The sequence below is a fragment of the Marivirga tractuosa DSM 4126 genome (assembly GCF_000183425.1).
Classification (GTDB): Bacteria; Bacteroidota; Bacteroidia; order Cytophagales; family Cyclobacteriaceae; genus Marivirga; species Marivirga tractuosa.
This window is the reverse complement of the sequence record NC_014759.1, coordinates 3,349,553-3,373,828: the sequence shown is the minus strand read 5'-3', so window position 1 is coordinate 3,373,828 and position 24,276 is coordinate 3,349,553. Positions and strand designations below refer to the sequence as shown.

The 24,276-nt window shown below is 36.7% G+C and carries 13 protein-coding genes; 7 read left to right on the top strand and 6 right to left on the bottom strand.

Going from position 1 to position 24,276, the window contains the following annotated elements:
* Position 1: 1 nt before the first annotated feature.
* From FTRAC_RS14335 to FTRAC_RS14320, 4 genes are all read left to right on the top strand, one after another.
* Positions 2–298, top strand: coding sequence for a hypothetical protein (locus FTRAC_RS14335; protein ID WP_013454988.1), 297 nt, complete (start codon positions 2–4; stop codon positions 296–298).
* Positions 299–313: 15 nt separating this feature from the next.
* The gene (locus FTRAC_RS14330; RefSeq protein ID WP_013454987.1) at positions 314–598 is read left to right on the top strand and encodes a cell division protein ZapA; all 285 of its coding nucleotides are present in this window, start codon (positions 314–316) and stop codon (positions 596–598) included.
* Between the two features lie 151 nt (positions 599–749).
* The gene (rny, locus tag FTRAC_RS14325; protein ID WP_013454986.1) at positions 750–2,312 is read left to right on the top strand and encodes a ribonuclease Y; all 1,563 of its coding nucleotides are present in this window, start codon (positions 750–752) and stop codon (positions 2,310–2,312) included.
* Positions 2,313–2,421: 109 nt separating this feature from the next.
* A complete protein-coding gene (locus tag FTRAC_RS14320; RefSeq protein ID WP_013454985.1) occupies positions 2,422–3,762 on the top strand; it encodes a M24 family metallopeptidase in 1,341 nt (446 codons plus the stop codon).
* A gap of 146 nt (positions 3,763–3,908) precedes the next feature.
* Here FTRAC_RS14320 and thrC read toward each other — a convergent pair whose 3' ends face one another.
* The 6 genes from thrC to FTRAC_RS14290 form a co-directional block, all read right to left on the bottom strand.
* Entirely contained in the window at positions 3,909–5,186 is a 1,278-nt protein-coding gene (thrC, locus tag FTRAC_RS14315) for a threonine synthase (RefSeq protein ID WP_013454984.1), read from the bottom strand.
* The gene (locus tag FTRAC_RS14310) at positions 5,183–6,115 is read right to left on the bottom strand and encodes a homoserine kinase (RefSeq protein WP_013454983.1); all 933 of its coding nucleotides are present in this window, start codon (positions 6,113–6,115) and stop codon (positions 5,183–5,185) included. The genes thrC and FTRAC_RS14310 overlap by 4 nt, the downstream gene beginning before the upstream one ends.
* 22 nt (positions 6,116–6,137) lie before the next feature.
* A complete protein-coding gene (gene thrA, locus FTRAC_RS14305) occupies positions 6,138–8,594 on the bottom strand; it encodes a bifunctional aspartate kinase/homoserine dehydrogenase I (RefSeq protein WP_013454982.1) in 2,457 nt (818 codons plus the stop codon).
* Positions 8,595–9,050: 456 nt separating this feature from the next.
* Entirely contained in the window at positions 9,051–9,473 is a 423-nt protein-coding gene (locus FTRAC_RS14300; RefSeq protein WP_013454981.1) for a lipocalin-like domain-containing protein, read from the bottom strand.
* Positions 9,474–9,478: 5 nt separating this feature from the next.
* Positions 9,479–17,092, bottom strand: coding sequence for a T9SS type A sorting domain-containing protein (locus FTRAC_RS14295; RefSeq protein WP_013454980.1), 7,614 nt, complete (start codon positions 17,090–17,092; stop codon positions 9,479–9,481).
* A 17-nt stretch (positions 17,093–17,109) separates the two neighbouring features.
* Positions 17,110–17,790, bottom strand: coding sequence for an outer membrane beta-barrel protein (locus FTRAC_RS14290; RefSeq protein WP_041649862.1), 681 nt, complete (start codon positions 17,788–17,790; stop codon positions 17,110–17,112).
* Between the two features lie 546 nt (positions 17,791–18,336).
* Here FTRAC_RS14290 and FTRAC_RS14285 point away from each other — a divergent pair.
* The 3 genes from FTRAC_RS14285 to FTRAC_RS14275 all read left to right on the top strand — a co-directional run bounded on the left by FTRAC_RS14285 (position 18,337) and on the right by FTRAC_RS14275 (position 24,194).
* Complete coding sequence (locus tag FTRAC_RS14285) at positions 18,337–21,441, top strand: WD40/YVTN/BNR-like repeat-containing protein (protein WP_013454978.1); 3,105 nt, start codon at positions 18,337–18,339, stop codon at positions 21,439–21,441.
* Between the two features lie 138 nt (positions 21,442–21,579).
* Positions 21,580–23,019: a hypothetical protein gene (locus FTRAC_RS14280; RefSeq protein ID WP_013454977.1), complete on the top strand. Its 1,440-nt coding sequence runs from the start codon at positions 21,580–21,582 to the stop codon at positions 23,017–23,019.
* 110 nt (positions 23,020–23,129) lie between these two features.
* Complete coding sequence (locus tag FTRAC_RS14275) at positions 23,130–24,194, top strand: VOC family protein (protein WP_013454976.1); 1,065 nt, start codon at positions 23,130–23,132, stop codon at positions 24,192–24,194.
* Positions 24,195–24,276 lie beyond the last annotated feature (82 nt).

The following is a 24,276-nucleotide window of genomic DNA, read 5'->3' as shown; positions in this document are numbered from 1 at the left end:
AATGAATCAGGCAGCTACACATAACGAATTAAATGCCCTAGAGCGCAAAGTTCAATTGCTTTTGAATGAATATCAAAATGCAAAGAATGAATTGAGAAGCTTAAAAGCGGAAAATGAAGAATTAAAAGCTGTTTTAAAATCTAAAGACGAGAAAATTAACGACTTTCAAAATCAAGATAAAATTAGTAAAATTGTAGGAAGTATTGGGAAGAGTGAAGAAGAGGCTTCTGAAATGAAGGGTAAAATTGACGATTACATTAAAGAGATTGATAAGTGCATTTTGCATTTAACAAGATAATAGATAAACCGGTTTATGAGAGAACTTTCAATCAAGATTAAAATTGCTGACAGGGAATATCCCATGACAGTGAAAGCGGAGGAAGAAGAAAGAGTGAGAAGAGCCGGAAAATTAATCAATGAACGATTGAAATCTTACAGAGAAAAATTCGGGATTGATGACAAACAGGACTTACTTTCAATGGTAGCTTTTGATGCTATTGTTGACAGATTTGGCGTTGAAGAAAATTTACAAAGCAATGACGAATCGGTTTTGAATAAAATAAAATCTATTGAACATTTAATCAATCAAACAATCTAAGCCCTTCCAATCAGAATAAATAGAGCCTATTAGGCAATTACTTGAGAGACGTTTGTAATCATCTGATAATCAGATCAAACTTCAAAGATTTCAGTAATTAAATTTTGGTTCTAGATCCACATCACCGCTTCCCATTAAATAATAAATAAAAATGGGAACTATATACATAATTATTTCTGGAGTAGTAGGACTACTTTTGGGTTTTGTATTAAGCAAAATTGCTCAAAAAAGCCTACTTAGCAAGCTAGAGAGAGAAGCGCAAGACAAAGCCGCTTTGATAGTACGTGAAGCTGAAGTAAATGCCGAGAACACCAAAAAAGATAAAATGCTTGAAGCAAAGGAGCATTTTCTCAAAAAGAAATCAGACTTCGAGGATGAGATTGGCCAACGAAAAAGCCAAATGGCAGCTAATGAAAATAAGCTGAAACAAAGAGAGCAAAACTTGTCCAAAGAGCTTGAGCAATTCAAAAGAAAAGAAAACGATACACAGAAATTACAAGAGAACCTAAATGCTCAATTAGAAGTAATTGCTAAGCGAAAAGAAGAACTTGAGAAGATAAAGGAACAACAAGTTAATATTTTGGAGAAAGCCGCTAATTTAACTGCGGATGAGGCTCGTGAGCAGTTAATTGAAACCTTAAAAGACGAGGCTGAAACCAAAGCATCTTCATTGATTAAAGACATCATGGAAGAAGCCAAACTTTCAGCTACGAAAGAGGCTAAGAAAATTGTAATCTCTACTATTCAAAGAACCGCCACTGAGCATGCGGTAGAAAATTGCGTATCCATTTTCAATATCGAAAGTGATGATATCAAAGGTAAAATCATCGGTAGAGAAGGTAGAAATATCCGCGCTTTAGAAGCAGCAACTGGGGTTGAAATCATAGTAGACGATACGCCCGAAGCTATCATCATTTCAGGTTTCGATCCAGTAAGAAGAGAAATTGCAAGACTTTCATTACACCGATTGGTACAGGATGGCAGAATCCACCCTGCACGAATAGAAGAAATCGTAAATAAAACCACCAAAAATATTGATGAGGAAATAGTTGAAATCGGTGAAAGAACGGTTATCGATCTAGGGATTCATGGTCTTCATCCTGAATTAATCAAAATGGTAGGTCGATTGAGGTTCCGTTCTTCGTATGGACAGAACTTATTGCAACACTCAAGAGAAGTTGCCAATATGTGTGCTACTATGGCATCAGAATTAGGTTTGAATCCTAAATTGGCTAAAAGAGCTGGGCTATTGCATGATATTGGAAAGGTTTGGCCTGAAGAGCCAGAACAACCACATGCTATTATCGGAATGGAGTTCGCCAAGAAATTCAAAGAGCATCCTGAAGTTTTGAATGCAATTGGAGCTCACCATGATGAAATTGAAATGACTACCTTAATCTCCCCTATTGTGCAGGCCTGTGATGCTATATCAGGCGCAAGACCTGGTGCAAGGAGAGAAATCATGGATAGTTATATCAAAAGACTAAAAGAGCTTGAAGAGCTTGCCTTGAACTTTGATGGTGTAAATAAATGCTATGCTATCCAAGCTGGACGTGAACTACGCGTGATGGTCGATGCTGAAAATGTATCTGATCAAAAGGCAGGACAATTGTCATTTGATATATCTCAAAAAATAGAGAAAGACATGCAGTACCCGGGACAGATAAAAGTAACGGTTATCCGTGAAATGCGATCTGTTTCTTATGCGAAGTAATTAGACTTTAATAATTCTAGTATGAAGCCCTTATCAGAAATGATGAGGGCTTTTTTATGCAATTCAAATAAAAATGTAAATTGCTTGCTAATGTCTAATCATACTTCAAATGAAAAACGCCCTAGTAATTCTGATTTCCTTCTTCTTTGCATTCTCTTGCCAAAATCAGATAGATGAAGAGAAGCAGGTAGAAAAAATAGACAACCCTTTCACTGGCAAAAACCCTTGGCCTGAAATCCGCAAAAAGCGAATTAATCAATTATTACCTGAAGCTATGGATAGAGCTGAAATAGATGCTTGGATGGTGATTTGTCGGGAAAATAATAATGATCCGATGGCTTTACACATAGGAGGTGAAAATGCTGGCGGCACTTCCTTTTATGTCTTTTACAAATCAGATGACAAAGTTCAGTCGATAGTTTTTTGTTCTTTTGGCGAAGTAACTGCATTAAAAGAATTAGGATTGCACGACAGCATTGTAAGCATTTCCAGAGGACAGGATGTTTTTAAATTGGCAACTGATTTCGTTAAGGAGCTAAATTCTGGTAAAATTGCCGTCAATATGAGCTCTTCCAATTCAACTGCCGATGGTTTGAGCCATAGTCAATATCAAAAATTAGCTGAAAGCTTTGGTACTGAATGGGAAGAGAAATTGGTTTCAGCTGAAGAGTTAGTTTACGAATGGCTTTCCATCAAACTTCCAGAAGAAATTGAAATCATGAGAAAGGCAGCTGAAATTACTGGAAAATGGGAATTGGAGGCTTATGAGACCATTATCCCTGGCAAAACTAATGATGCTGAGGTTGCAGAATTTTTAAATGAAAAGATAAAAGCATACGGCTATGAAGACGGCTGGAATCCTGAACAAAACCCTAATGTAAACTCTGGCCCAGATCGAGGACATTCTCATGCCACCGAAAAAGTAATCATGCCAGGAGACGTCATCCAAACAGATTTTGGAATAAAAGTTTATGGTATTTGGGTAACCGACATACAGCGTTTTGCTTATGTATTGAAAGAGGGTGAAGAAAAAGCTCCTGAAGATATCCAACGCTATTGGGATGTAGCAAAAAGAGGTCATCGATTGGTATTTGAAAACATGAAGCCTGGCATTTCTGGTTATGAACTAGACAAAGCTCAAAGAGAATGGATGAAAGAAAATGGTTCACTACCAGTCCCATGGAGCACTGGGCATCCTGTTGGCTATGTTGCTCATGATGTTGGTCCGTCCTTAGGCGGTGGACAAGAAGGAATCACCCCTTCTAAAGCGGCTTTAAAACCACTTCGGGAAGGAATGGTCTTCGCTTATGATGGATTTTATGCCTGGAAAATTAAAGGGGGAGAAAAAACTATTTCTGTAGAGGAAATGGTGGTGGTGACTGAAAATGGTGCAGAATATTTAACTGCACCACAAGAAGAATTGATTTTAATTGGAAATGAAATAAAGTAACCCTAATCAGACCTATTTTTCTATATTTTAGTTTTAATCAAAACCTGCCAGGATTATTCAAAATATTTACCGTGGATTCCGGTCGGTGTACCACCGACCGGGGTAGAATCCATGGTTGGTGGCGCACCAACCATTTAAACAATTATTTACTGCAGTAAATAATCCTTAAATACTTCATAATCCACTTCCATCTTCACACTCTTCTTTTCCTTCTGCATTAGAGCTTGGGCTGAATCGGGCAAAATATTTTCATCCGCTACTTTCTTGATCACATCCATAAATTTACATGGATGAGCTGTCTCAAGTACAATTCCTTTACCCTTTGAAGTTTTCATCTGTTCTACTAAGGCTAAATAGCCAACTGCTCCATGAGGATCTAATAAATAGTCACTTTCTATATATACTTTTTTCATCAACTCTAAAGTATCCTCATCTGAAAAGGCAAACCCTTTTACTATTTCCTTGATTTCTTTCTCCGAAAACAAATCCATCATTCGCTGGAAGTTGCTTGGATTACCTACATCCATCGCATTTGAGATCGTTTGAATAGTTTCTTGTGGTTCATATTTGCCACTATTCAAATATCTAGGAACGACATCATTCCTATTTGCCCCAGCAATAAATTGTTCTACTGGTAAGCCCATTTTTTGTGCAATCAATCCAGCAGTCAGGTTGCCATAATTTCCACTTGGAACAGCTATCGTTAGAGGTTCTTTGCCAAATTCAATAAAAGGAGCAAAATAATAGACCATTTGAGGTAAAAAACGGGCAACATTAATCGAATTGGCAGAGCTTATATTCAGCCGTTTTCTCAAATCAGCATCCAGAAATGCTTGTTTCACTAATTGCTGACAATCATCGAAATCACCTTCAATTTCTAATGCCTTTACATTTTCATCAAAAGTTGTCAGCTGCCTTTCCTGCAATTCACTTACCTTTCCTGAAGGATAGAGAATCACAACCTCAATATTTTTCACCTTTGAAAAAGCTGCAGCCACTGCACCACCAGTATCTCCAGAGGTGGCTACCAAGATCGTACATTTTTCTTGCTGATCTTTGTAAAACTCTTCTAGGCACAAAGCCAAAAATGTAGCTCCTATATCTTTAAACGCGTAACTTGGTCCATGGAATAATTCTAATGCATAATGATTGCCCTTGATTTTTCTGAGTGGAAAATCAAATGAAAAGGTTTTTTGAATGATAGACTGTAATTGCTGCTCATTCAGATCATCTTCCACAAATGGTTTTAAAACATCAAAAGCAACCTCTTGAATAGTCTTATCCACTATATTTCCAAAATATCCATTAGGCAATTGAGTAATCCTCTCTGGCATAAATAAGCCGTTATCAGAAGGCAATCCTTCTATAACTGCTTCCCGAAAAGGCTTTCTTAACCTTTTATTTTTAGCGCTGTAGTAGTTCATGATGATTCAATTTTATGCGTTCCTTTAGGATTAATTTTGGATGAATAAATTACGGAATCAACTTCTAAACCAGTATAATATTGACTCCATTTATCACCGATCTCTATTGCTTGATTTGCATCTTCACAAAAAGCAAAAATGGATGGTCCAGAACCCGAAATACTACAGCCCAAAGCCCCATTTTCCATAGCTAATGATTTAGCCTGTCTGAATCCTGGAATAAGATAAGACCGAATGGGTTCTGCTATCAAATCATTCATACCAGATCTAATCCAATCAAAATTAGAGGTGGTAAGTCCGCTAATCAAAGCTGCAATATTTCCCATTTGGGTTATCACATCAGGCAAAATCATCTCTTTCTTCAATATTTTCTTTGAATCAGCTGTTTTTACTTCAATTTGTGGGTGTGCCACTACTATTTGTAAATCTTTGGGAAAAGGAATATTTAAAATCTCCAATGGGTGATAACTTTTAATGATACAAAAACCGCCCATTAAAGAAGCCGCCACATTATCTGCATGTGCTTTTCCTGAAGTGGCTTTTTCTCCTAACATAGCAAATTCTACCAATTCAAGTGGCGTAAAAGCTGTATCCAATAATTCATTGAGCGCAAAAGCCGTAGCTGCTGCCGTACAACCACTTGAGCCTAATCCACTTCCAGGCTTTACTGCTTTCTGAATTTTAATGCTTAAACCCTGCTTTCTGCCCAAATGATTTAGCATAGCTTTGGCTACTATTCCTGCAATATTTTCATTTGGGGTTAAAGGCAAATCAGGGTAATCTGGAATGGGATGAATTATAATTTCATCGGAATCCAATAACTCCATTTCTAAATGCTCGCCTACACCTTCTAAAGCCAGTCCAAGAATATCATATCCAGGGCCTACATTGGCAATAGTTGCGGGAGCGAATACTTTTATCTTATTCATTTCTCACTTCTTTTAATTTATTTTAAAGAGCATTTGCAATCCTAATTATATCGCCAAAGATGCCAGAGGCCGTTACTTCTGCACCTGCTCCTGCTCCCTTAATCACCAACGGTTGCTCAGGATACCTCTTAGTATTGAATAGTACGATATTATCTTTCCCTTCTAAATTATACAAAGGACTATCTGTTGCAATTTTCTCCAAGCCCGTATTCGCTTTTCCATCTTGGAAAGTGGCTACATATTTCAACTTTTTACCCTCGGCATTCGCTTCTTCTAGTAACTGCCTAAAATGTGATTCCTCCTGTTCTATAGCTTCAAAAAAATTCTCTACATTTTCAGCTTGCATACAAGTTTCCGGAATAAATGGAATCGTTTCAATATCATTCAGTTCCATTTCAAATCCACTTTCTCTAAGCAGTATTAAAATTTTTCTTTTTACATCTACTCCGCTTAAATCAATCCTTGGATCGGGCTCAGTAAAGCCTTCCTCCTGCGCCTGCTTCACAACATCTGCAAAGGAATCTCCTTCTCCCGTATAATTATTGAAGATAAAATTTAAGCTACCCGATAATACAGCCTGGATTCCTAAAATTTCATCTCCACTTTTAATCAAATCATCTAAAGTATTGATCACTGGCAATCCTGCACCAACATTGGTTTCAAAGCGAAAATGACTTCTGAATTTTAAGGCCAAATTCTTTAGGTTTTTATATTCTTCATATTTACCAGTACAAGCAATCTTATTAGGAGTAACTACAGAAATGCTATTAGATAAAATATCGGAATAAGTATCAGCCACCACTTCGTGTGCTGTATTATCAATGAAAATACTGTTTCTTAAGTTTAAAGCTTTCATTTCATCTAAAAATCCATCCAGATTCATTTCTTTTCCCTTCTCCATTAAAATTTCTACAGCATTTTCGAAAGGAATTCCATTCAAATCAAAAAGCATTTTACGAGAATTGGCAATTCCACTAATTCTCAAATCAATTTGATTATGCTCCTTTAAATACTCTGATTGCTGATGCAATTGATCTATCAGCGTTTCCCCTACATTTCCAGTTCCAACAATAAATAAATTCACTCTTTTCAGATCGGATAAAAAGAAGCTTTCATGCAAAGTATTAAGCGCTTTTTTGATTTGTTTTTTATCAATTACAGCGGAAATATTTTTCTCTGATGAACCTTGAGCTATGGCTTTAATATTTATACCATTTTGACCTAGTACACTAAACATTTTACCGCTCAATCCTATTTGGTTCTTCATTTGAGAACTTACCAACGCCACAATTGCTAAATCGATTTCAACATAAAGCGGATCAAGCATTTTCTCTCTAAATTCCAAAGCAAAAGCATTTTCTATAGCTGCTTTTGCTTTATGCATATCCTCTAAATCTATGGCTACACAAATACTATGCTCTGAAGAAGCCTGAGTAATGAGAATCACACTTACTTTCGCTTGAGCTAGTGCTTCAAATAAACGATGTGAGAAATAGGGTATTCCCACCATACTACTCCCGGAAAGATTGAAAAGCGCAATATTTTCAATACAGGATATCCCTTTTATCGAATGAGAATCGGGCTCAGCATACTCATGAATTCTGGTCCCTTGGGCATTGGGTTCAAAAGTATTTTTGATATAAATAGGAATTCCCTTTTTATAAACAGGATGAACTGAAGGCGGATATAAAACTTTCGCACCAAAATGAGTCAATTCCATGGCATCCTCATAGTTAATTTCAGGAATAGCAAAAGCCTGTTTCACGTATTTTGGGCTGGCAGTCATCATTCCACTCACATCTGTCCAGATTTCCAAGGCTGGTGCATCTAAAGCCGCAGCTATCAGAGCAGCTGTATAATCAGATCCTCCTCTTCCCAAAGTAGTACTGTTGCCATATGAATCCCTACTTACGAAGCCAGGGCAAACTAACACATCTCCATCCAATTTTTGGAAATAACTATTGATTTTCTCTTCGGTTAAAGCCATATCCACATTAGCCTTTCCAAATTCACTATCTGTGATGATGAAATCTTGAGGGTTAATCAACCTACTCTTTAACCCTGCTTGCTGAAAGAATTCATTGACAATGAGAGCTGATAAAACTTCTCCAGCTCCTAAAACTTTATCCAATGTTTTATTGGATACTTCTTGAATTAAAAACACCCCTTTAAGGATATCTTCTACTTCATTAAGTACTAATCTCACCTTAGCCATAATTCCACTTTGGGCTTTAGCACCTAGTAAGTCTTGAACTGCTTGGAGATGTCGGTTAATCAGCTCATCAAGTTTAGATCTATAATTATCTTCTCCTTTTTCAGCCAATCTACTAATCTCCAACAAATGGTTAGTAACTCCTCCAAAAGCCGAAGCGACTATGACCACTTGACTATTTTGAGATTTTTCAGTCACTATTGCTTTTACTTTTTTTATGTTATCGGGGCTTCCAAGGGAAGTACCTCCAAATTTTAATACTTTCATTAGTTTGTTTTTTATGACGTTTGCAGGAACGCTAGCACGAGCTGGGAAGCTCGAGCTAGCTTTTAAATGGCAGTTCCATTTATCGTTCAGAAAGTTTTAACTCTCAGAACGAAGCATAGAAGCACTTTAATCTGGTCTGACTATCGTCTGACCTACTGCATCAATTGGTTAGAATTTATGGCAAAACATGCCTTATGGCGATATGAAAATATTAACCCCGCAATGGGGTTGTAATAGTAGATGTAGTAATTGCAAAAGAAGCCGTAATCATCCCATTATGCAATTGGGCAATTGCATTTGCTTGGAATTGATATGTTTGATTTATCGACTTCATTTTAACTTTGATGAAGCAAGCTTATTAATTTAAAATGAAGAATCAAAATTTGTTACTCAAAATTCATAAAAAACCCTGACAAGCAAAGCCTGTCAGGGTTTGAAATAAAAGTATTATGTATATCAAGTTCCGGATCCGGAGTAATCTCCTTCACCTTCATTATCCAAAAGATATCGAATCTCAACATCTCCTAAAATAGGGCTGCTCAGATTCTGGATAAAATGACCTTTCGAATAGGTAAGTGTAACAATATTTAAAACTATTGCTTCACCTTCAGCTGGACTAAGCGTCAAAGCTGTATCATCAGCTGACCAAGTACCAACAGTCAAAACACCATTTCCATCTTCTAGAATAAAATTACCGTCACGTTCGATAATTAATCTATCAATCAGATCGCCATCATCAACCTGACCTTGAACGTAATACTCTACAACCGACCAGTTCCCAATTACTCTTTCACCAGCAGAGGGTTCTTGTGGCTCAGCACAGGAGATAGCCAAAGTGGCTATCCCTATGAACATCATATAATTTAATAATCTTTTCATGATTCTTATTTTTTAATGATTCTTACATTTTGAGTTAAACCGTCATGACGGATCTGAACATTATAGATACCTTCCTCAAGGTTCGCAACGTCCATTGCATGTTCTGTCTCAAAGCTTGATTTCTCAAAGCTTGATTGCAACATAATTTGACCAGTCATAGAAGTAATAATTACTTCATGTTTACCCATATACTGGCTATTCACATTTAAAGTAACATCAGACAGAGTAGGGTTCGGATAAGAAGTAACTTGCATATCCATTCCTTCTCTGTTAGCTAATACTTTACCAGCTATATCAGCAGAGCTAGCAGAGATAACACAGCCATCATTATATTCTACTTCTATTTCATATTCAGCTGCATCAGCTATAGTTATAGTAGAACTATTGGCATTGGTTAGTAAAACTCCATCTCTAAACCATCTAATATCATTTACTCCGCTACCAGAGTAACTGGCTATTAATTGTGCTCCCTGAACTTCCAAGGTAATATTTCTAATCTGTGCATTTACTACAACAGATGGGTCAACATTAGAGCAACCAGTTCCGTCAGCATACATTGCCTCTACATAGAATGGAGTTCCATCCTCAGTTACAACATCAGAAATAATTGTTCCTAAGGTATTTGGAGCAATTGTTACTGGGTTTCCAGAAGGTTGACCAGTATTGCCGTTATAGAGCTGATAAGTCATAGCAAAATTATCCTCATTTTCGACATCAAACTCTACAACTCCTTCTCCACAAGATACATTTGCTTGATTGAATGAAGCAAATCCATTACCTCCATTTGTACCTGGCACTGTAGGTTCTAATATAACATTCACAGCAACAGCATTAGATTCTGGTGACCAGCAACCCGCTGCATTTCCAACTTCCACAGTGTATGTACCGGTGGTACTTACCTCTAAAATGTTGTTATTAGCTAAACCTTGATTAGAATTTGTAATGGTTCCACCATTTCTTCTCCATCTGTAATACTCAAAGCCTTCAGCAGCAGTTAAAGTAACTGTTCCTTCACCTTCACAGAAAGTAAGATCTCCAGTCGCTGTCAGTGCTGGTGAAGCAGTTGGAGCTTCAACGATTGTAACCACAAATTCATTCGAAGTTGCAGAACATTCTGTAACATTGATAGCATCAAAATTCCAAACCAAAGAGTAAGTACCTGACTCATCAATAGTGAATTCAGAAGTTCCTGCTTCTACTACAGCATAATCTGCACCATCCCTAAGGATCTGTACCACACCAGAATTATTTTGATTTCCATCTTCTAATAATTCTATATCAAAATCTTCACAAACCAAAATCTCCTCTCCAGCACCAATTATTTCATTAGTATCCTCATTTCTTACTGAGAATTCTGGAACCTCGTAACGATCAACATCAACTGAAGCTGATGAAGGACTTGTGCATCCCACGCCAAACGGTAAGTTAGAAACTTGAACACTATATGACCCTTGGTCTTCCACAGTAATCGATCTTGAAGTTTTACCATTACTCCATAGGTAGTATTCAAATCCTTCTGGAGCTTCTAAAACAACCGGATCTGCCGAATTACAAGCAGCTAAATCTCCACTTACAACTGTTACAGTTGGCTGATCAGGAGTTGGTTCCAAATTGATTTGAATCCTTTCAGTAGTATAAACACAACTTGCAGTGGTTACTCTAGCGAAATACTCACCTGACAATTCCATGTCAGTATCATTTATTGAGGTTGTATTGATTGCCACTTGATTATTCAAGTCATCTCTAAACCATTCGACCAAAGTAGTCCCGCCAGCGGTTGTATTTCCATTTTCCAATAGTCTTCTTACACTTAACTGAACTTCTCCTGCTGCATTACAAGAATTCAAGCTTGCACCCGCATTCACAAGTTTCCAGTTTTGATCTGGGGTAGCATAAGAATACAATTCGAAATTCTGAAGTATTTCTACCGTTTCTTCAGAAGTGGTTAATGTATTACATACAGTTCCAGCAGATGATTGAGCTGTAACTCTTAACTCTAAATCCGTAGTTGCCGTGATTTGTCCAATATTAATTTGGTTTTCTGGCATTTCAGGATCTCTAGTTAAGCTACCTAAAACAGTCCCGTCTGCAGCATCTACAATCTCGTACAAGAAATAATCCTGTAAGTCTGCATTATTCAGCTCTACCATTACGTCTTCGCTTTCACAAGCCAGAGGATCATTTACTGTAAATGAAGCTTCTGTATTTAAAGGCGCAACGATCTCAGTAGATTCTTCTGTTTCGGTTCCATTTATTTGATTAAAAGAACCAGCTGTTTGTGACTCAACATTACCTTCTATTTCAAACTTGAAGAATTGATTATTTACTCCAGCTGTTACGGCATTTGAAGGAAGCTCAAAGCTGATATCTCCAGTTGTTCCATCTGCTATAAACTCAGGCGAAAGTTCGTTTGATGAACCAAAGGCATCTGAATAAGTAATTTTAAGGAAATCATTATCTCCTAATCTACCTCTTACTTCATAAGAAATCGTGATCTCATCTGAGATACAAGCTTCAGAAGGTATAGAAGTAATCAAGAATGCTTGTTGATTGATAAATTCAGAAGCATCTATGTAATCAAATGGAATGGTTTCACCAAACAAGAAGCTAAGGTTGTCTAAACTCACATTACCCTTATTTTCTTCCTGTCTCCATCTGAATTTAACACCATTTTCTTTCATGTCTGTAGAAACCGCATATAGGAAACGTTCTCCATTTAATGTAGTCTCGGCATCCATTTCAGGATATTGTTGCAATTCAGTATAAGTTGAACCACCATCTGTAGAATACTCAAATACTACATATTGATCAGCTGTTAAATCTCCAGGCAATTGATTGAAAGTAAGATCAAAACCAAAAGCCCTAGTATTCTCTAGCTCCTCAACAGTGAAAGTTCTGGTGGTCACCATTCTTCTACCAGAAGTACCATCAAAATCAATATCTGATTTAGTGGCATTACCAATAGTGAAATTGGCAGGATAATCTTCCATGTTAAATTCATCAAAAGATTGGCCATCGACATTAATATTAAGATTTTGAATAGTAAAAATCCCATTTGGAGCAGTTTGAACCCAACGTAACATAAATCCTTCTGCTTCCATGTTATTTTCAATGGTTGTATTTAACCCATCATTCTTAAAATAACTTCCATTAGGATGATTATCACTTCTTATAAAGTTCCAATTTTCACCATCATCAGTAGAATATTCTAATGTCGTGGTAGTTGTACCAGTAACATCAGACAATCCTAAAGTATAACTTACGTTATAAATATTATTAAATTCTTCTTTAGAAAACTTTCTGGTTTGTACTACTTGTACGTTACCACTCATTTCTGCTTCTATGTAATCACTAAATAATTCAGATGAGAAATTACTTACATTTTCTTCTAGATTTTCCAATTCAGAATCATTGATGATAGTTCCTACATCACCTAATGCTTCATTCTCAGTCAATTGAAGTTTGAAATCAGCAGTTCCGTTGAACCAAGTAGGCATAGCAACCGTAATATTGCCTAGACCTTCTTGGGCTGCTAATAAATAATCACCTTCATTAGTAACTAATAATAAATTAGCAAATAAACCTGCAGTTGGCGCATTATTGGTTTCATCATTCTCTAATTGGATGGCAAATTCTACATCCTGTCCGGCATATATATTTGCATTTTCATCTCCTTGATAAACTAATTTTGCAGCTCTTAAGAATACATCTAAATCACCAACATCTTCACCAGTTTCTTCATCACCATAGAAGAAATAATCTTCTGGGCCATTTTCACCTTCGATTTCAATTGATGCAGCCAATCTTACGTTATAGTTTCCATTCACTACAAAGAATGGTACTTCAGCTTCGAATGTTCCTATAGAAGTTGTGCTACCTAAAACATAAGGCATTCCAGTATCTGGATTCATTACGTAATCGCCACTTTCTTCTAAGTAGAAGGTGAAACTAGTTCCAGCAGGGAATGCATCTACATCAGAAGCATTAAATCCTTCTGCTATATCCCATGAATAATCGAATGTTTCACCATTAAATACGGCATCATCCAAAACAGCTTGCATCCAATCGTAGCCATCCAAACTTGGAGCAGTGATTGTAATTGTTGTTGGATTATTACCGTTGATATTATCATTAAACTGGAAATCAGGCAATCTGTTATCGTCATTTAATGTTAATGAAATATTATCAACACTCCATGAATTTGCACCTGAACCTAAATTTAATGGTTGTGAAAATCTGAAATGAGTAGCTTCTGTCAATGCTGCAGCAGGTAACTCTACTCCATAACCTTGCTGAAGGTAGAATAAGCCGTCATCATAAATTTGCTCTTCGCCATCTTCTAATTCGTAAACAGGTACTACTTGGAAAGTAGCTCCACCATCAGTAGAAATCTCTAATCTTGGAACAGTATTTTTATTTGCATTTACAGCATAGCTACCATATCCAAAGAAAGTATTGAAATTAAAATTCAAAGTGGCGGACGTAGTATTTGATAAATCGAAATCCGTAGTAAGTAGCTCTCTATCCCCAGCTTGATCAAAATTAAAAACAGTATAATTATTAGCCCAAGTTGGATCTTGACCATTAATAATCATGAAATCTTCCTCACTATTAATTAGGATTGTTTCTCCTTGCTTATAATCTCCACCTGCTGATGCTGGTTCAAATGGCACAATTCTTAAATCATAATTGTTCATTGGATTTTCAAAAGCAACAGGCATAATTGCAGTGATAGTTCCAGCATCTTCATCAGCAGAAGTTCCTGCAACATAAAATTCTCCACCTTGTTCTACCACAGCAGCATACTCTGTACTTGCAGGGAAACCAACAGCATTATAATTAATGCTCACTTCTTCACCCATTGCAAAAGCAGTTTTGTCATAATCACTAACTGATAAAGAAGGAATGATTAAATTAAATGGCTCGTCATCAAAGGAAGCTTCCATGAACTCAGGTGTTTCAATAATAACTTCATTGATTTGAATAACATTTTCATTTACTCCAAATGCCTCATCCTCATTATAAATAATTCTAAATTGAGTGTTAGCAGACCATAAAGAATTAGGTACATCTGCAAACAATGTTACAATACTACCTGCACCAACTCCTTCTTCATCTAAATCTTCCCAATTAGTTCCATCAATTGAACCTTGTAGTTTGACATCATATGTTCCTAAATGATTCCCATTATCTTCATCAATCTCAATATCTACCTCACCACCATATGAAAAATCAAATGGAACAGTAGTAGCAGATCTCACTCCCGAGCCAGTAAAGCTGTCTGGCTTGCTTGGGAAGTTATTGGATGTACCAGTTGAAGATTCAAAAATTGAAGCTGGCAAAGGGTCCCCTTCAAATTCTTCCGATACAATAGTTTCGAAAAAGAAATTATCATAAGTTCCACTAGTACCAATACTTAGCCTAACATCAGGATTAGCATCGTAATCTATTCCAGTAGGTAAAGTAGCTGTTACCGCTCCATCAAGTGTTGTGGTTGAACCAATCATTACCCAATCATCAACATCTGGATTGTTATCATAAACACTCACCATTAATTCAGCTCCAGATCCAGGAGTTCCTTGCAATGAATAATTAACAGTAATAGCTGACCCTGGATAAGTAAATTCATCCTCAGCTACTACAACTGGATCATTATATTCTACACTTGTGATATCTAGTCCTAAATCAAAGATTGATAACGTAGTACTAAAATAATTTTGACCATTTAACGTACTGAAATAGACAGTATAGTTTCCTGCTTCAAATGGAGGTACAGTAATAGTGATTGTTTCTCCTGCAACATCAGAAGTAGTACCAATCTTAACGTCAAAATCAGGATCGCCTACTCTTTGAACATATGCTGTTGCTTCTGTATTGGCAGGAAATGCTCCTTCATTGATTGTGTAAGTTAAATCAAGTTGTTCCATAGGGAAAGCTAAACCATCACCACCCACAACAAAGTTATCCAATGTAATATTAGGACTTAGTATTGTATAATTCGCATCTGCAAAAGTTCTATCTACAACATTACCAGCAACAACATTAGTCTCATTTTCAATTAACAAATCTTCAATAATGAATGCATCTAGATTTGAACCATTATTTGATTCCTGTCTAAATCTGAATTGCGTTGTAGAAGAAACCACTCCAGCTGGCCATGTATCAAATACCACCTCAGTTAATCCAGTAGCAGTTAATGAATTCAAACTTAAGCTAACCAATTCTGTATAATTTTCTCCATCTGTTGAATACTCCACAATTAAGTTTGTTCCAGGAGGACTTAATACATCATCTTTTCTGGCTGCATTAAAAGTTAAAACTCCATCTGTACTAGATAAATTGTAGGGAACAGTAGTTAAACTTCTTTCTCCTGCCTCATCAAACACCAAACCATCAACACCATTTTGTGTACCACCAACTTGTTCAAAGTCTGTTGGCAAACCTGCAGTAAAATCGTAAAATTCAGAAGTTCCCAACAATAATTCACTTCCACTGTATGCATACAGATCAACAACCCATCCATTTCCAGCGTTATAATAGGTTATGTCGGCTGGTACAGTTCCTACTAAGCTGATTGTTTTGACTCCTGCTGTATTATCTATCGTAATATCACTAGGAGCAGTATCTAAAAGGTATGTTTCGCCATTATCAGTGTTAGTAACTGTAGCAGCGAAACTTAACGCAGTTAAATCTACATTTAATAATTCAGCTTCAACAGTTAATTCTTCGCCAGCATAGGCATTTCCAAATGATACCAAATCATCATTTAATATATCATTTATTGTTAATGAAGGAGTAATTATATTAATAAACTGATCAACCTCTAAACCTGGAGGGGTTATTAATTCATATGTTTCTCCTATTTCAACTTCCAGTGTATTAATATCTACTGACCAAACCTGAGATGTACCATAGTTAACGGTTCCAGTTTGCTGAATCCTAAATCTAGTAGTAGCAGTTTTTGCTCCACTTGGAAGAGTAAATTCTAAATTTCCTCCATTTTCAAATTCAGTCAATCCCGAATTATCTTCTGTTAAGGCAGTTTCACTAGAGAAGTTATTTGTTGAAAAAACAACCTCAATTGGATTAGTTGCATCAAAACCAAAATCCCCTAAATTAAATGATAATGTTACAGGATCAGAAGTGTCCAAATCAATTTCATTTGTTGTTAATGATCTAGCACTAGATTGATTAAAGAATTTAAATGTGCCTCCACTTGTGGTACCTACAGTACTAATATCTGCATCTGTAAAACTCACAATTTCACCCTCTACGACATTACCAGAGAATCCTCCTAACTTCAACTGCACATCGTCACCTGGCCAATTAAAATCTATGTCTTCAGAAGCATCTTGAACTGTTGACATTCCAAAAATAGTCTCATCAACATCAATATCATCATTATTGTCTACATCATCCCAAAGGATAAATCGAGTACTACCCGGGAAACCGGTAGCTTCATAACTTACAGTTACAGCTGCTCCTGCATAATATGGTCCTGCAGGTACATTTGAACTTGTAAAACTTTGCGCGCTCCCGTCAAACGCAAAAAAGCCTACGAGTATCGTAAGCATCAGTGCTTTGAGGTAGCGTGTTTTTTGTAGTATTATGTTTGTCATTGTATCTATTTTTTAGTTTAAAAATTTAAAAATCTAAATCCAATTTTGAATGCATTCGTGGTATTCAAATATCCAAAGCTTGATTTGGTAGCATCTTGGAAACTTTCACCATCCACAAATACTTCTTTGTTGTTACGATTTATATATTGAAAGCCTATTTCGCCACCAATATAAAAACGCTTTCCAAAGTAATATTCTGCACCTATGGAAACTCTACCGCCAAATTGAGTGTAACCTCTATTAGAAACGAAAGAGCTTGGATTATTAGGTAGTGAAGCAGCACCTAATACAGTAGGCCCAGTACTTGATTTTCTACTTGCTATTCGTTGACCGAACATTAAATCGGCAGCTGCATAAGATCTAAATGAACCTTCATTTACAAAATGATATTCAAAGCCTGGCATTAAACCGTAGTAACTATCATTAATTACTAAATCAGGCGTTTGCTGATTATTATTTAAATCCATTTCCATCCCTAAGCGAACTGCCATTTCTTCTGTTATAAAATAGCGAGCTCTAAACTCAGAAAAGTTCAATAAACTACCCCCTGTATTAAAGGGTGTACCCGTCACCTCAAAGAGGAAATCCCCTGCACCTGCCATGCCTCCCGAACTACCTTCCTCAGTACTTTCATCCTGAGCGAAAATAGGACAAGAAATCAATAACAATGCAGTTAAAAGCATTAATTGTTTTCTCATAGTCATTGTTTTAGTTTAATTAAAAGTTATAATTTATTATTATTAATTCATGAGATTGCACTAAATTAATAAATAAATCAAGTAACACAATTTTTTTCATCGAAAATAGTTAGGAATACCTATAAATAGGTACATTAATATTACATTACTACACTACATACTATTGTACCTCAATTACTTACGATCATTACAAAGTTCATTATCAATAACTTACGCCCTACTATCAATCCAATATCAAAATTATTCAATTTTTCCCAATACTCATATCGTCTTAATCTACATTAGAATTACACCTATTTATTATTGAATTATTTATATTAAAATTAGTGAATACTACTTTTCTACATACAAAGGCTTTGTGTTTCTGAAAAGACTTCACGCTAACTCATTGGTAAAACAATACCTATAAAATACAGCAATTTCTTCCCGTATCCTCTATTTACTCCATCTTAATGCAAGAGGATCATTCTTTACCATTCATAAAATATTGATCGGATTTTAGTAATTCCAATCCTATATTCCATTCTTAAATCAAATAACATACTCATGAAAAAAATCTACTACTCACTGTTGGTATTTCTGCTTTCTATACCATTTAACATGGATGCACAAAGAAGAAAAGCTGACAACACTAAATCTTACGATGAAAAAATATATGATGCACTAGAATGGAGGGGCATAGGCCCATTCAGAGGCGGAAGATCTGCTGCAGTAACCGGAGTTGCGAATCAGCCCAACTTATTTTACATGGGTTCTACTGGCGGTGGTGTTTGGCGCACTAAAGATGGAGGAAACACCTGGGAAAGTATTTCAGACGGCCATTTTGGAGGCTCCATTGGGGCTGTAGCGGTAGCTGAAAGCGATCCTAATGTTATTTATGTCGGAGGCGGTGAAAAAACTTTACGTGGAAATATGTCCTATGGCTACGGAATGTATAAATCTGTTGATGCTGGTAAAAATTGGGAGCACATCGGATTAGACAACAGCCGTCACATCAGTAGGATAAGAATCCATCCACAAAACCCTGATATTTTATATGTAGCGGTTATGGGTGATACATTTAAAGATTCTGAAGAAAGAGGAGTGTACAAATCCATTGACGGAGGAAAAACCTGGCAAAGGAAATTATTTGCAAATAATAGAGCAGGAGCAGTAGATTTAATTCTAGACCCCAATAATCCAAGAATCATGTATGCTTCTACCTGGAATGTAAGAAGAAGCCCTTCTAATTTTTCTAGCGGTGGTCCGGGTTCTGATATATGGAAATCTACAGATAGCGGAGAAAGTTGGGAAAAACTTTCTGAAAATAAAGGCTTGCCAAAAGGCATTTGGGGAATTTCAGGCATTACAGTCTCTCCTCAAAATTCCAATAGAGTTTGGGCTATAATTGAAAACGAAAATGGTGGCGTTTTTCGCTCAGACGATGCCGGAAAAACTTGGCAGAAAACCAATGACGATAGAGCTTTAAGGCAAAGGGCATGGTATTATACCAGAATATATGCCGATACTCAAGATGAGGATATGGTATATGTTGTGAATGTAAGTTATCATAAATCAAAAGATGGCGGAAAGACTTTTACCGCAAGCAATGCCCCACATGGAGATCACCATGATATGTGGATTGACCCCAATGATAGCCAAAGAATGATTATGGCAGATGATGGAGGCGCTCAGGTGAGTTTTGATGGAGGCGAAAACTGGAGCACTTATATGAACCAAAACACTGCACAGTTTTATAGAGTTACTACTGACAATCACTTTCCGTTTAGAATCTATGGTGCTCAGCAAGATAACTCCACCGTAAGAATTGCCCATAGAACTACAGGTTATGTAATTGGAGAACAAGATTGGGAGTCGACAGCTGGTGGCGAAAGTGCACACTTGGCCATTGATGAAGAGAATAATGACGTGGTCTATGGCGGTAGCTATGATGGCTTTTTAACGCGCTATAATCATAATTCTGAAGAAATTAGAGCCATCAACGTTTGGCCAGACAATCCAATGGGACATGGAGCAGAAGAAATGAAATACCGTTTTCAGTGGAATTTCCCAATTTTCACTTCTCCACATGATCCTAACAAATTATATACGGCATCCAATCATTTGCATGTCACTACGAATGAAGGCCATAAATGGGAAACCATCAGTCCGGACTTAACTCGGAATGACCCAAGTAAATTAGGCCCTTCCGGTGGCCCGATTACGAAAGACAATACCAGTGTGGAATATTACTGTACCATATTCGCTGCCATAGAATCTCCTTATGAAGAAGGATTATTGTGGACCGGTTCTGATGATGGCTTGGTGCACGTAAGTAAAGATGGCGGTGAAAACTGGGAGAATGTTACACCTAAAAACATGCCTGAATGGATCATGATCAATAGTATTGAAGCTGATCCATTCACTAAAGGAGGGGCATACATAGCAGCTACTTCGTATAAAAATGGAGATTATCAACCGTATCTATATAAAACTAAAGACTACGGCAAAAGCTGGACAAAAATTGTGAATGGCATTCAAAATGATCATTTCACAAGAGTTGTTCGTGCTGATCCTGAAAGAAAGGGATTGCTTTACGCTGGGACAGAAACAAAAATGTATGTTTCATTTGATGACGGAGCTAGCTGGAACGATTTCCAGTTGAATCTTCCGATCGTTCCTATTACGGATTTGACTATAAAAGACAATCATTTGATCGCTGCAACCCAAGGGAGAGGCTTCTGGCTGATCGATGATTTAACTGTTTTACATCAATTGAGTGATGAAATAGCACAAAAGGATTTCTACTTATTTCAACCCAAGAAAACCTATCGAATTGGCGGAAGAAGTTATGAATCTAAAACAGCAGGAGAAAATATGCCATCTGGCGTCATCACTTATTTCCATTTGAAAGATACGGCCTCGGCAGATACGGTAAAAATCCAGTATAAAGAAAAATCGGGAAAAGTGATTGCGACATACAGCACCCATCCTGACAAAGAAGCGAAAGAAGAAAAGTTAACTGTTGAACCAGGTAGCAATCAATTCATTTGGAATATGCGATACCCTGATGCAGAGGGCTTTGAGGGTATGATTTTGTGGTGGTCTTCAACAAGTGGTCCAACGGCACTTCCTGGAGAATATGATGTAGAGCTTTCTGTAAATGGAAATTCCCAAAAACAGGAATTTGAAATCATTAAGGATCCGCGATCTAGTTCAACTCAGGAAGATCTAAAAGCACAGTTTGATTTTCAAAATAGAGTGATTTCAAAACTTTCAGAAACCAATTTAGCTATAAAAGATATCCGAAAGGCAAGAGTTCAGATTGAGGACGTAATTCAAAAAGCTGAAGCTGATACTATAAAGAATATGGGGAAAAGTATTCTTGATGAAATGAAGGAAATTGAAGAGGCTTTGTATCAAACTAAAAATAGAAGCCGACAAGATCCATTGAATTACCCCATCAGACTAAACAATAAATTAGGCCATTTGAATAGTCTAGTAGGTATGGGTGATTTTAGACCAACTGAATCAGCTATAGAATTCAGTAAAGAAGTTACAGCCAGAATTGATAAGCACTTAGATGCTTTAAATGAAATTTTGGATGAAAAAGTAACTACATTTAACGAATTGGTTCAAGAAAATCAGGTGAAAGCCGTGAAACTGGATTAAGATTTTTGCAAAGAGGAAATTATAATGCCGGCAGAGATGTCGGCATTTTTATTTTCAGCTGTTTTCAACTACTTCTTTGACCTGTAGTATCATATCAATACAGTAGAACCTTTATAAGAATAACCGTTTACTGTAATTATGCAATTTAGATACTTTTTGATCTTTATTATTTTGTGTTCGCATAATTCTTTATCGCAAATCGATAATCAAGAATCCGCACAAAAGCTCCATTCCAAAACCTTAATTCATATTGAAAAGGCTTTAAACTATTTAGAAAAATCACAGCAAAAGGAAAATGATTCCATCTTTCGTTTTAAAGGGGAATGGGGCTCTCAAATGAGCATGAATTTTTGGTTCCCTTTAATGGGTGGTGAAAATAGTGAATATGACTCCAATTGTTTTTCAGTGGCTACTGTTCATAATATTTTAGCCAACATCTATCTCCAATATCCTGAATATCAAAACATCCCTCCTATGCTGGACCTCGCATTTGATAGAATTATGAGCTACGAGTCAGACGGTACCTTTAATTTTTGGAACTTATTACCTCCAACAAAACCGCATAAATGGTTTGAAAAGGAAGCAGAAGAATTTACTAGAAGACCCAATAATTACCCCCTACCCCTTAGGTTCATTCAAAAAGCCGCAAATGTGGCTGATGATGCCGATGATACTGCCGCAGGTTTATTGGCTATTTACCTGAGAAACAAAATCAATGACACCCCAATTCCTGACAGTTTGGCCAATATCCATGAAATTTTCGATCTGTATACTGATACAAACCGCAACAATAGAATGTGGTATAACCTCTGGCAAAGACAAGGACCAGAAAGTGGTGCTTTTCTAACTTGGCTAGGTGAAGAACATGAATTTTCTAAAGGATGGAATCCCGTCCAGGAGTTCTTTCATTTAGCTACATTTTACCTCCCCATCAGCAAAATGTATCCAAAACCCTATGAACCCTATATCCCATATGGAAGTAATGATATTGATCCTGTCATAAATGCTAATGTACTAAGGGTATTAAGCATATATGGCAATCAAAAAAGTATCGCAACCAAAGATGCGATCTCCTTTATCAAAGATGAACTGAAGAATAAGAATTACAATTATTCAGCCACATATTACTCAAACCGCTATCACATTCCTTATTATGTTTCAAAAGCTTATAAAAATGGCGTTTATGATTTAGAAGAAAGCTGTGAATTAATTCAAACTTATGTTTTGGATAACTATGAGGAAAATGGTCATTGGATTTCAAGGGATTTAATTAATGATAGCGATAGCCTACAATCCACTATTTTTGCCGTCAATAGTTTATTAAATATCAATGGCATACAAACTCAAGAATCACAGGAAGCAATCTTAGCAGGACTGGATTTTATTTTTTCGAAAAGTATAGCAGATTACAATCAAATATACTGGAAGGGAGGAGTGTTTTTCTCTGGCGGAACTGTTGTAAGGCATGTTTTGCATTGGAAATCAGATGCAGTAACCACAGCATTCGTACTTGAAGCTTTAATCAACTTAAGAACTCAATTAGAAAGAAAATATCCGGAATTAAGCCGTGATAGTTAATGAATAGACTAATCAAAGTGCAGCTCCAGCATTAAAAATATAATTTTCAGCATCTATTACTCGCCTTTTCACTCAATTGCCTTATTTTAGCGCAATAGAACTGAAATATTATGAGCGGGAAAATAATAAGTGGAATACAGCAAATTGGCATTGGAGTATCAGATGTTCAAGCAGCCTTTAAATGGTATAGAAAAAATTTCGGGATGAGCGTGCCCGTTTTCGAAGAAGCGGCAGAAGCGGCTTTGATGCTACCTTACACTGGTGGCGAACCGAGAAGTCGGCATGCCATTTTAGCCATCAATATGCAAGGTGGCGGAGGTTTTGAAATATGGCAGTATACTTCTCGTAAACCAGAAGGGCCAAAATTTGAGCCTCAATTAGGTGATTTAGGTATCAATATTGCCAAGATGAAAAGTAAGAATGTGGAAGCCACTTATGAACTTTTTAATAGAAGGGGGCTTAATGTCTTGGGTGACTTACAAAATGACCCTTATGGAAAACCAACTTTCTTTGTGAAAGATCCTTGGGATAATATTTTCCAAATCGTAACTTCTAATTCGTGGTTTCAACAAAGAAAAACTGATTTACCAGGAGGACCAAATGGTGCCATTATAGGAGTCACCGATATTGAAAAAGCCCGCACGCTTTATTCTGATATTCTAGGCTACGATACAGTAATTTATGAAGAAGAAGGTGTGTTTGATGATTTAAAAGCTGTTCTAGGTGGTGATAAAAAACTAAAAAGGATTCTACTGAGGCATAGCAAACCTATGGAAGGTGCTTTTAGCCCACTTTTAGGGGCATCTGAAATTGAATTGGTGGTAGCTTCAAACCGCAAACCTAAGAAGATATATGAAAACAGGTTTTGGGGAGATTTAGGTTATATCCATCTTTGCTATGATATCAATGGAATGCAAGCCCTAAAGGAAGAGTGTGAAGCTAAAGGATTTAATTTTACAGTTGATTCTGCAAATAGCTTTGACATGGGTGAAGCAGCAGGTCATTTCACCTATATTGAAGACCCAGACGGCACATTAATTGAGTTTGTTGAAACCCATAAAGTGCCGATAATGAAAAAAATAGGATGGTATCTCAATCTTCAGAAAAGAGATCCGAAGAAGCCCTTGCCTAGGTTTATGCTTAAAGCAATGGGGATGAGTGAGGTTAAAGATTGATGGGTGTAGGGTGATGGGTGTTGGATGGATCACTATGAAAGATTGTACATTGCATTTGAAGATTACTTACATTGTATAGTCT

Excerpts from the sequence above, each read along its gene's own strand:
- FTRAC_RS14335 (WP_013454988.1), top strand. The coding sequence starts at position 2 with ATGAATCAGGCAGCTACACATAACGAATTAAATGCCCTAGAGCGCAAA.
- FTRAC_RS14330 (WP_013454987.1), top strand. The coding sequence starts at position 314 with ATGAGAGAACTTTCAATCAAGATTAAAATTGCTGACAGGGAATATCCC.
- rny (WP_013454986.1), top strand. The coding sequence starts at position 750 with ATGGGAACTATATACATAATTATTTCTGGAGTAGTAGGACTACTTTTG.
- FTRAC_RS14320 (WP_013454985.1), top strand. The coding sequence starts at position 2,422 with ATGAAAAACGCCCTAGTAATTCTGATTTCCTTCTTCTTTGCATTCTCT.
- thrC (WP_013454984.1), bottom strand. The coding sequence starts at position 5,186 with ATGAACTACTACAGCGCTAAAAATAAAAGGTTAAGAAAGCCTTTTCGG.
- FTRAC_RS14310 (WP_013454983.1), bottom strand. The coding sequence starts at position 6,115 with ATGAATAAGATAAAAGTATTCGCTCCCGCAACTATTGCCAATGTAGGC.
- thrA (WP_013454982.1), bottom strand. The coding sequence starts at position 8,594 with ATGAAAGTATTAAAATTTGGAGGTACTTCCCTTGGAAGCCCCGATAAC.
- FTRAC_RS14300 (WP_013454981.1), bottom strand. The coding sequence starts at position 9,473 with ATGAAAAGATTATTAAATTATATGATGTTCATAGGGATAGCCACTTTG.
- FTRAC_RS14295 (WP_013454980.1), bottom strand. The coding sequence starts at position 17,092 with ATGACAAACATAATACTACAAAAAACACGCTACCTCAAAGCACTGATG.
- FTRAC_RS14290 (WP_041649862.1), bottom strand. The coding sequence starts at position 17,790 with ATGAGAAAACAATTAATGCTTTTAACTGCATTGTTATTGATTTCTTGT.
- FTRAC_RS14285 (WP_013454978.1), top strand. The coding sequence starts at position 18,337 with ATGAAAAAAATCTACTACTCACTGTTGGTATTTCTGCTTTCTATACCA.
- FTRAC_RS14280 (WP_013454977.1), top strand. The coding sequence starts at position 21,580 with ATGCAATTTAGATACTTTTTGATCTTTATTATTTTGTGTTCGCATAAT.
- FTRAC_RS14275 (WP_013454976.1), top strand. The coding sequence starts at position 23,130 with ATGAGCGGGAAAATAATAAGTGGAATACAGCAAATTGGCATTGGAGTA.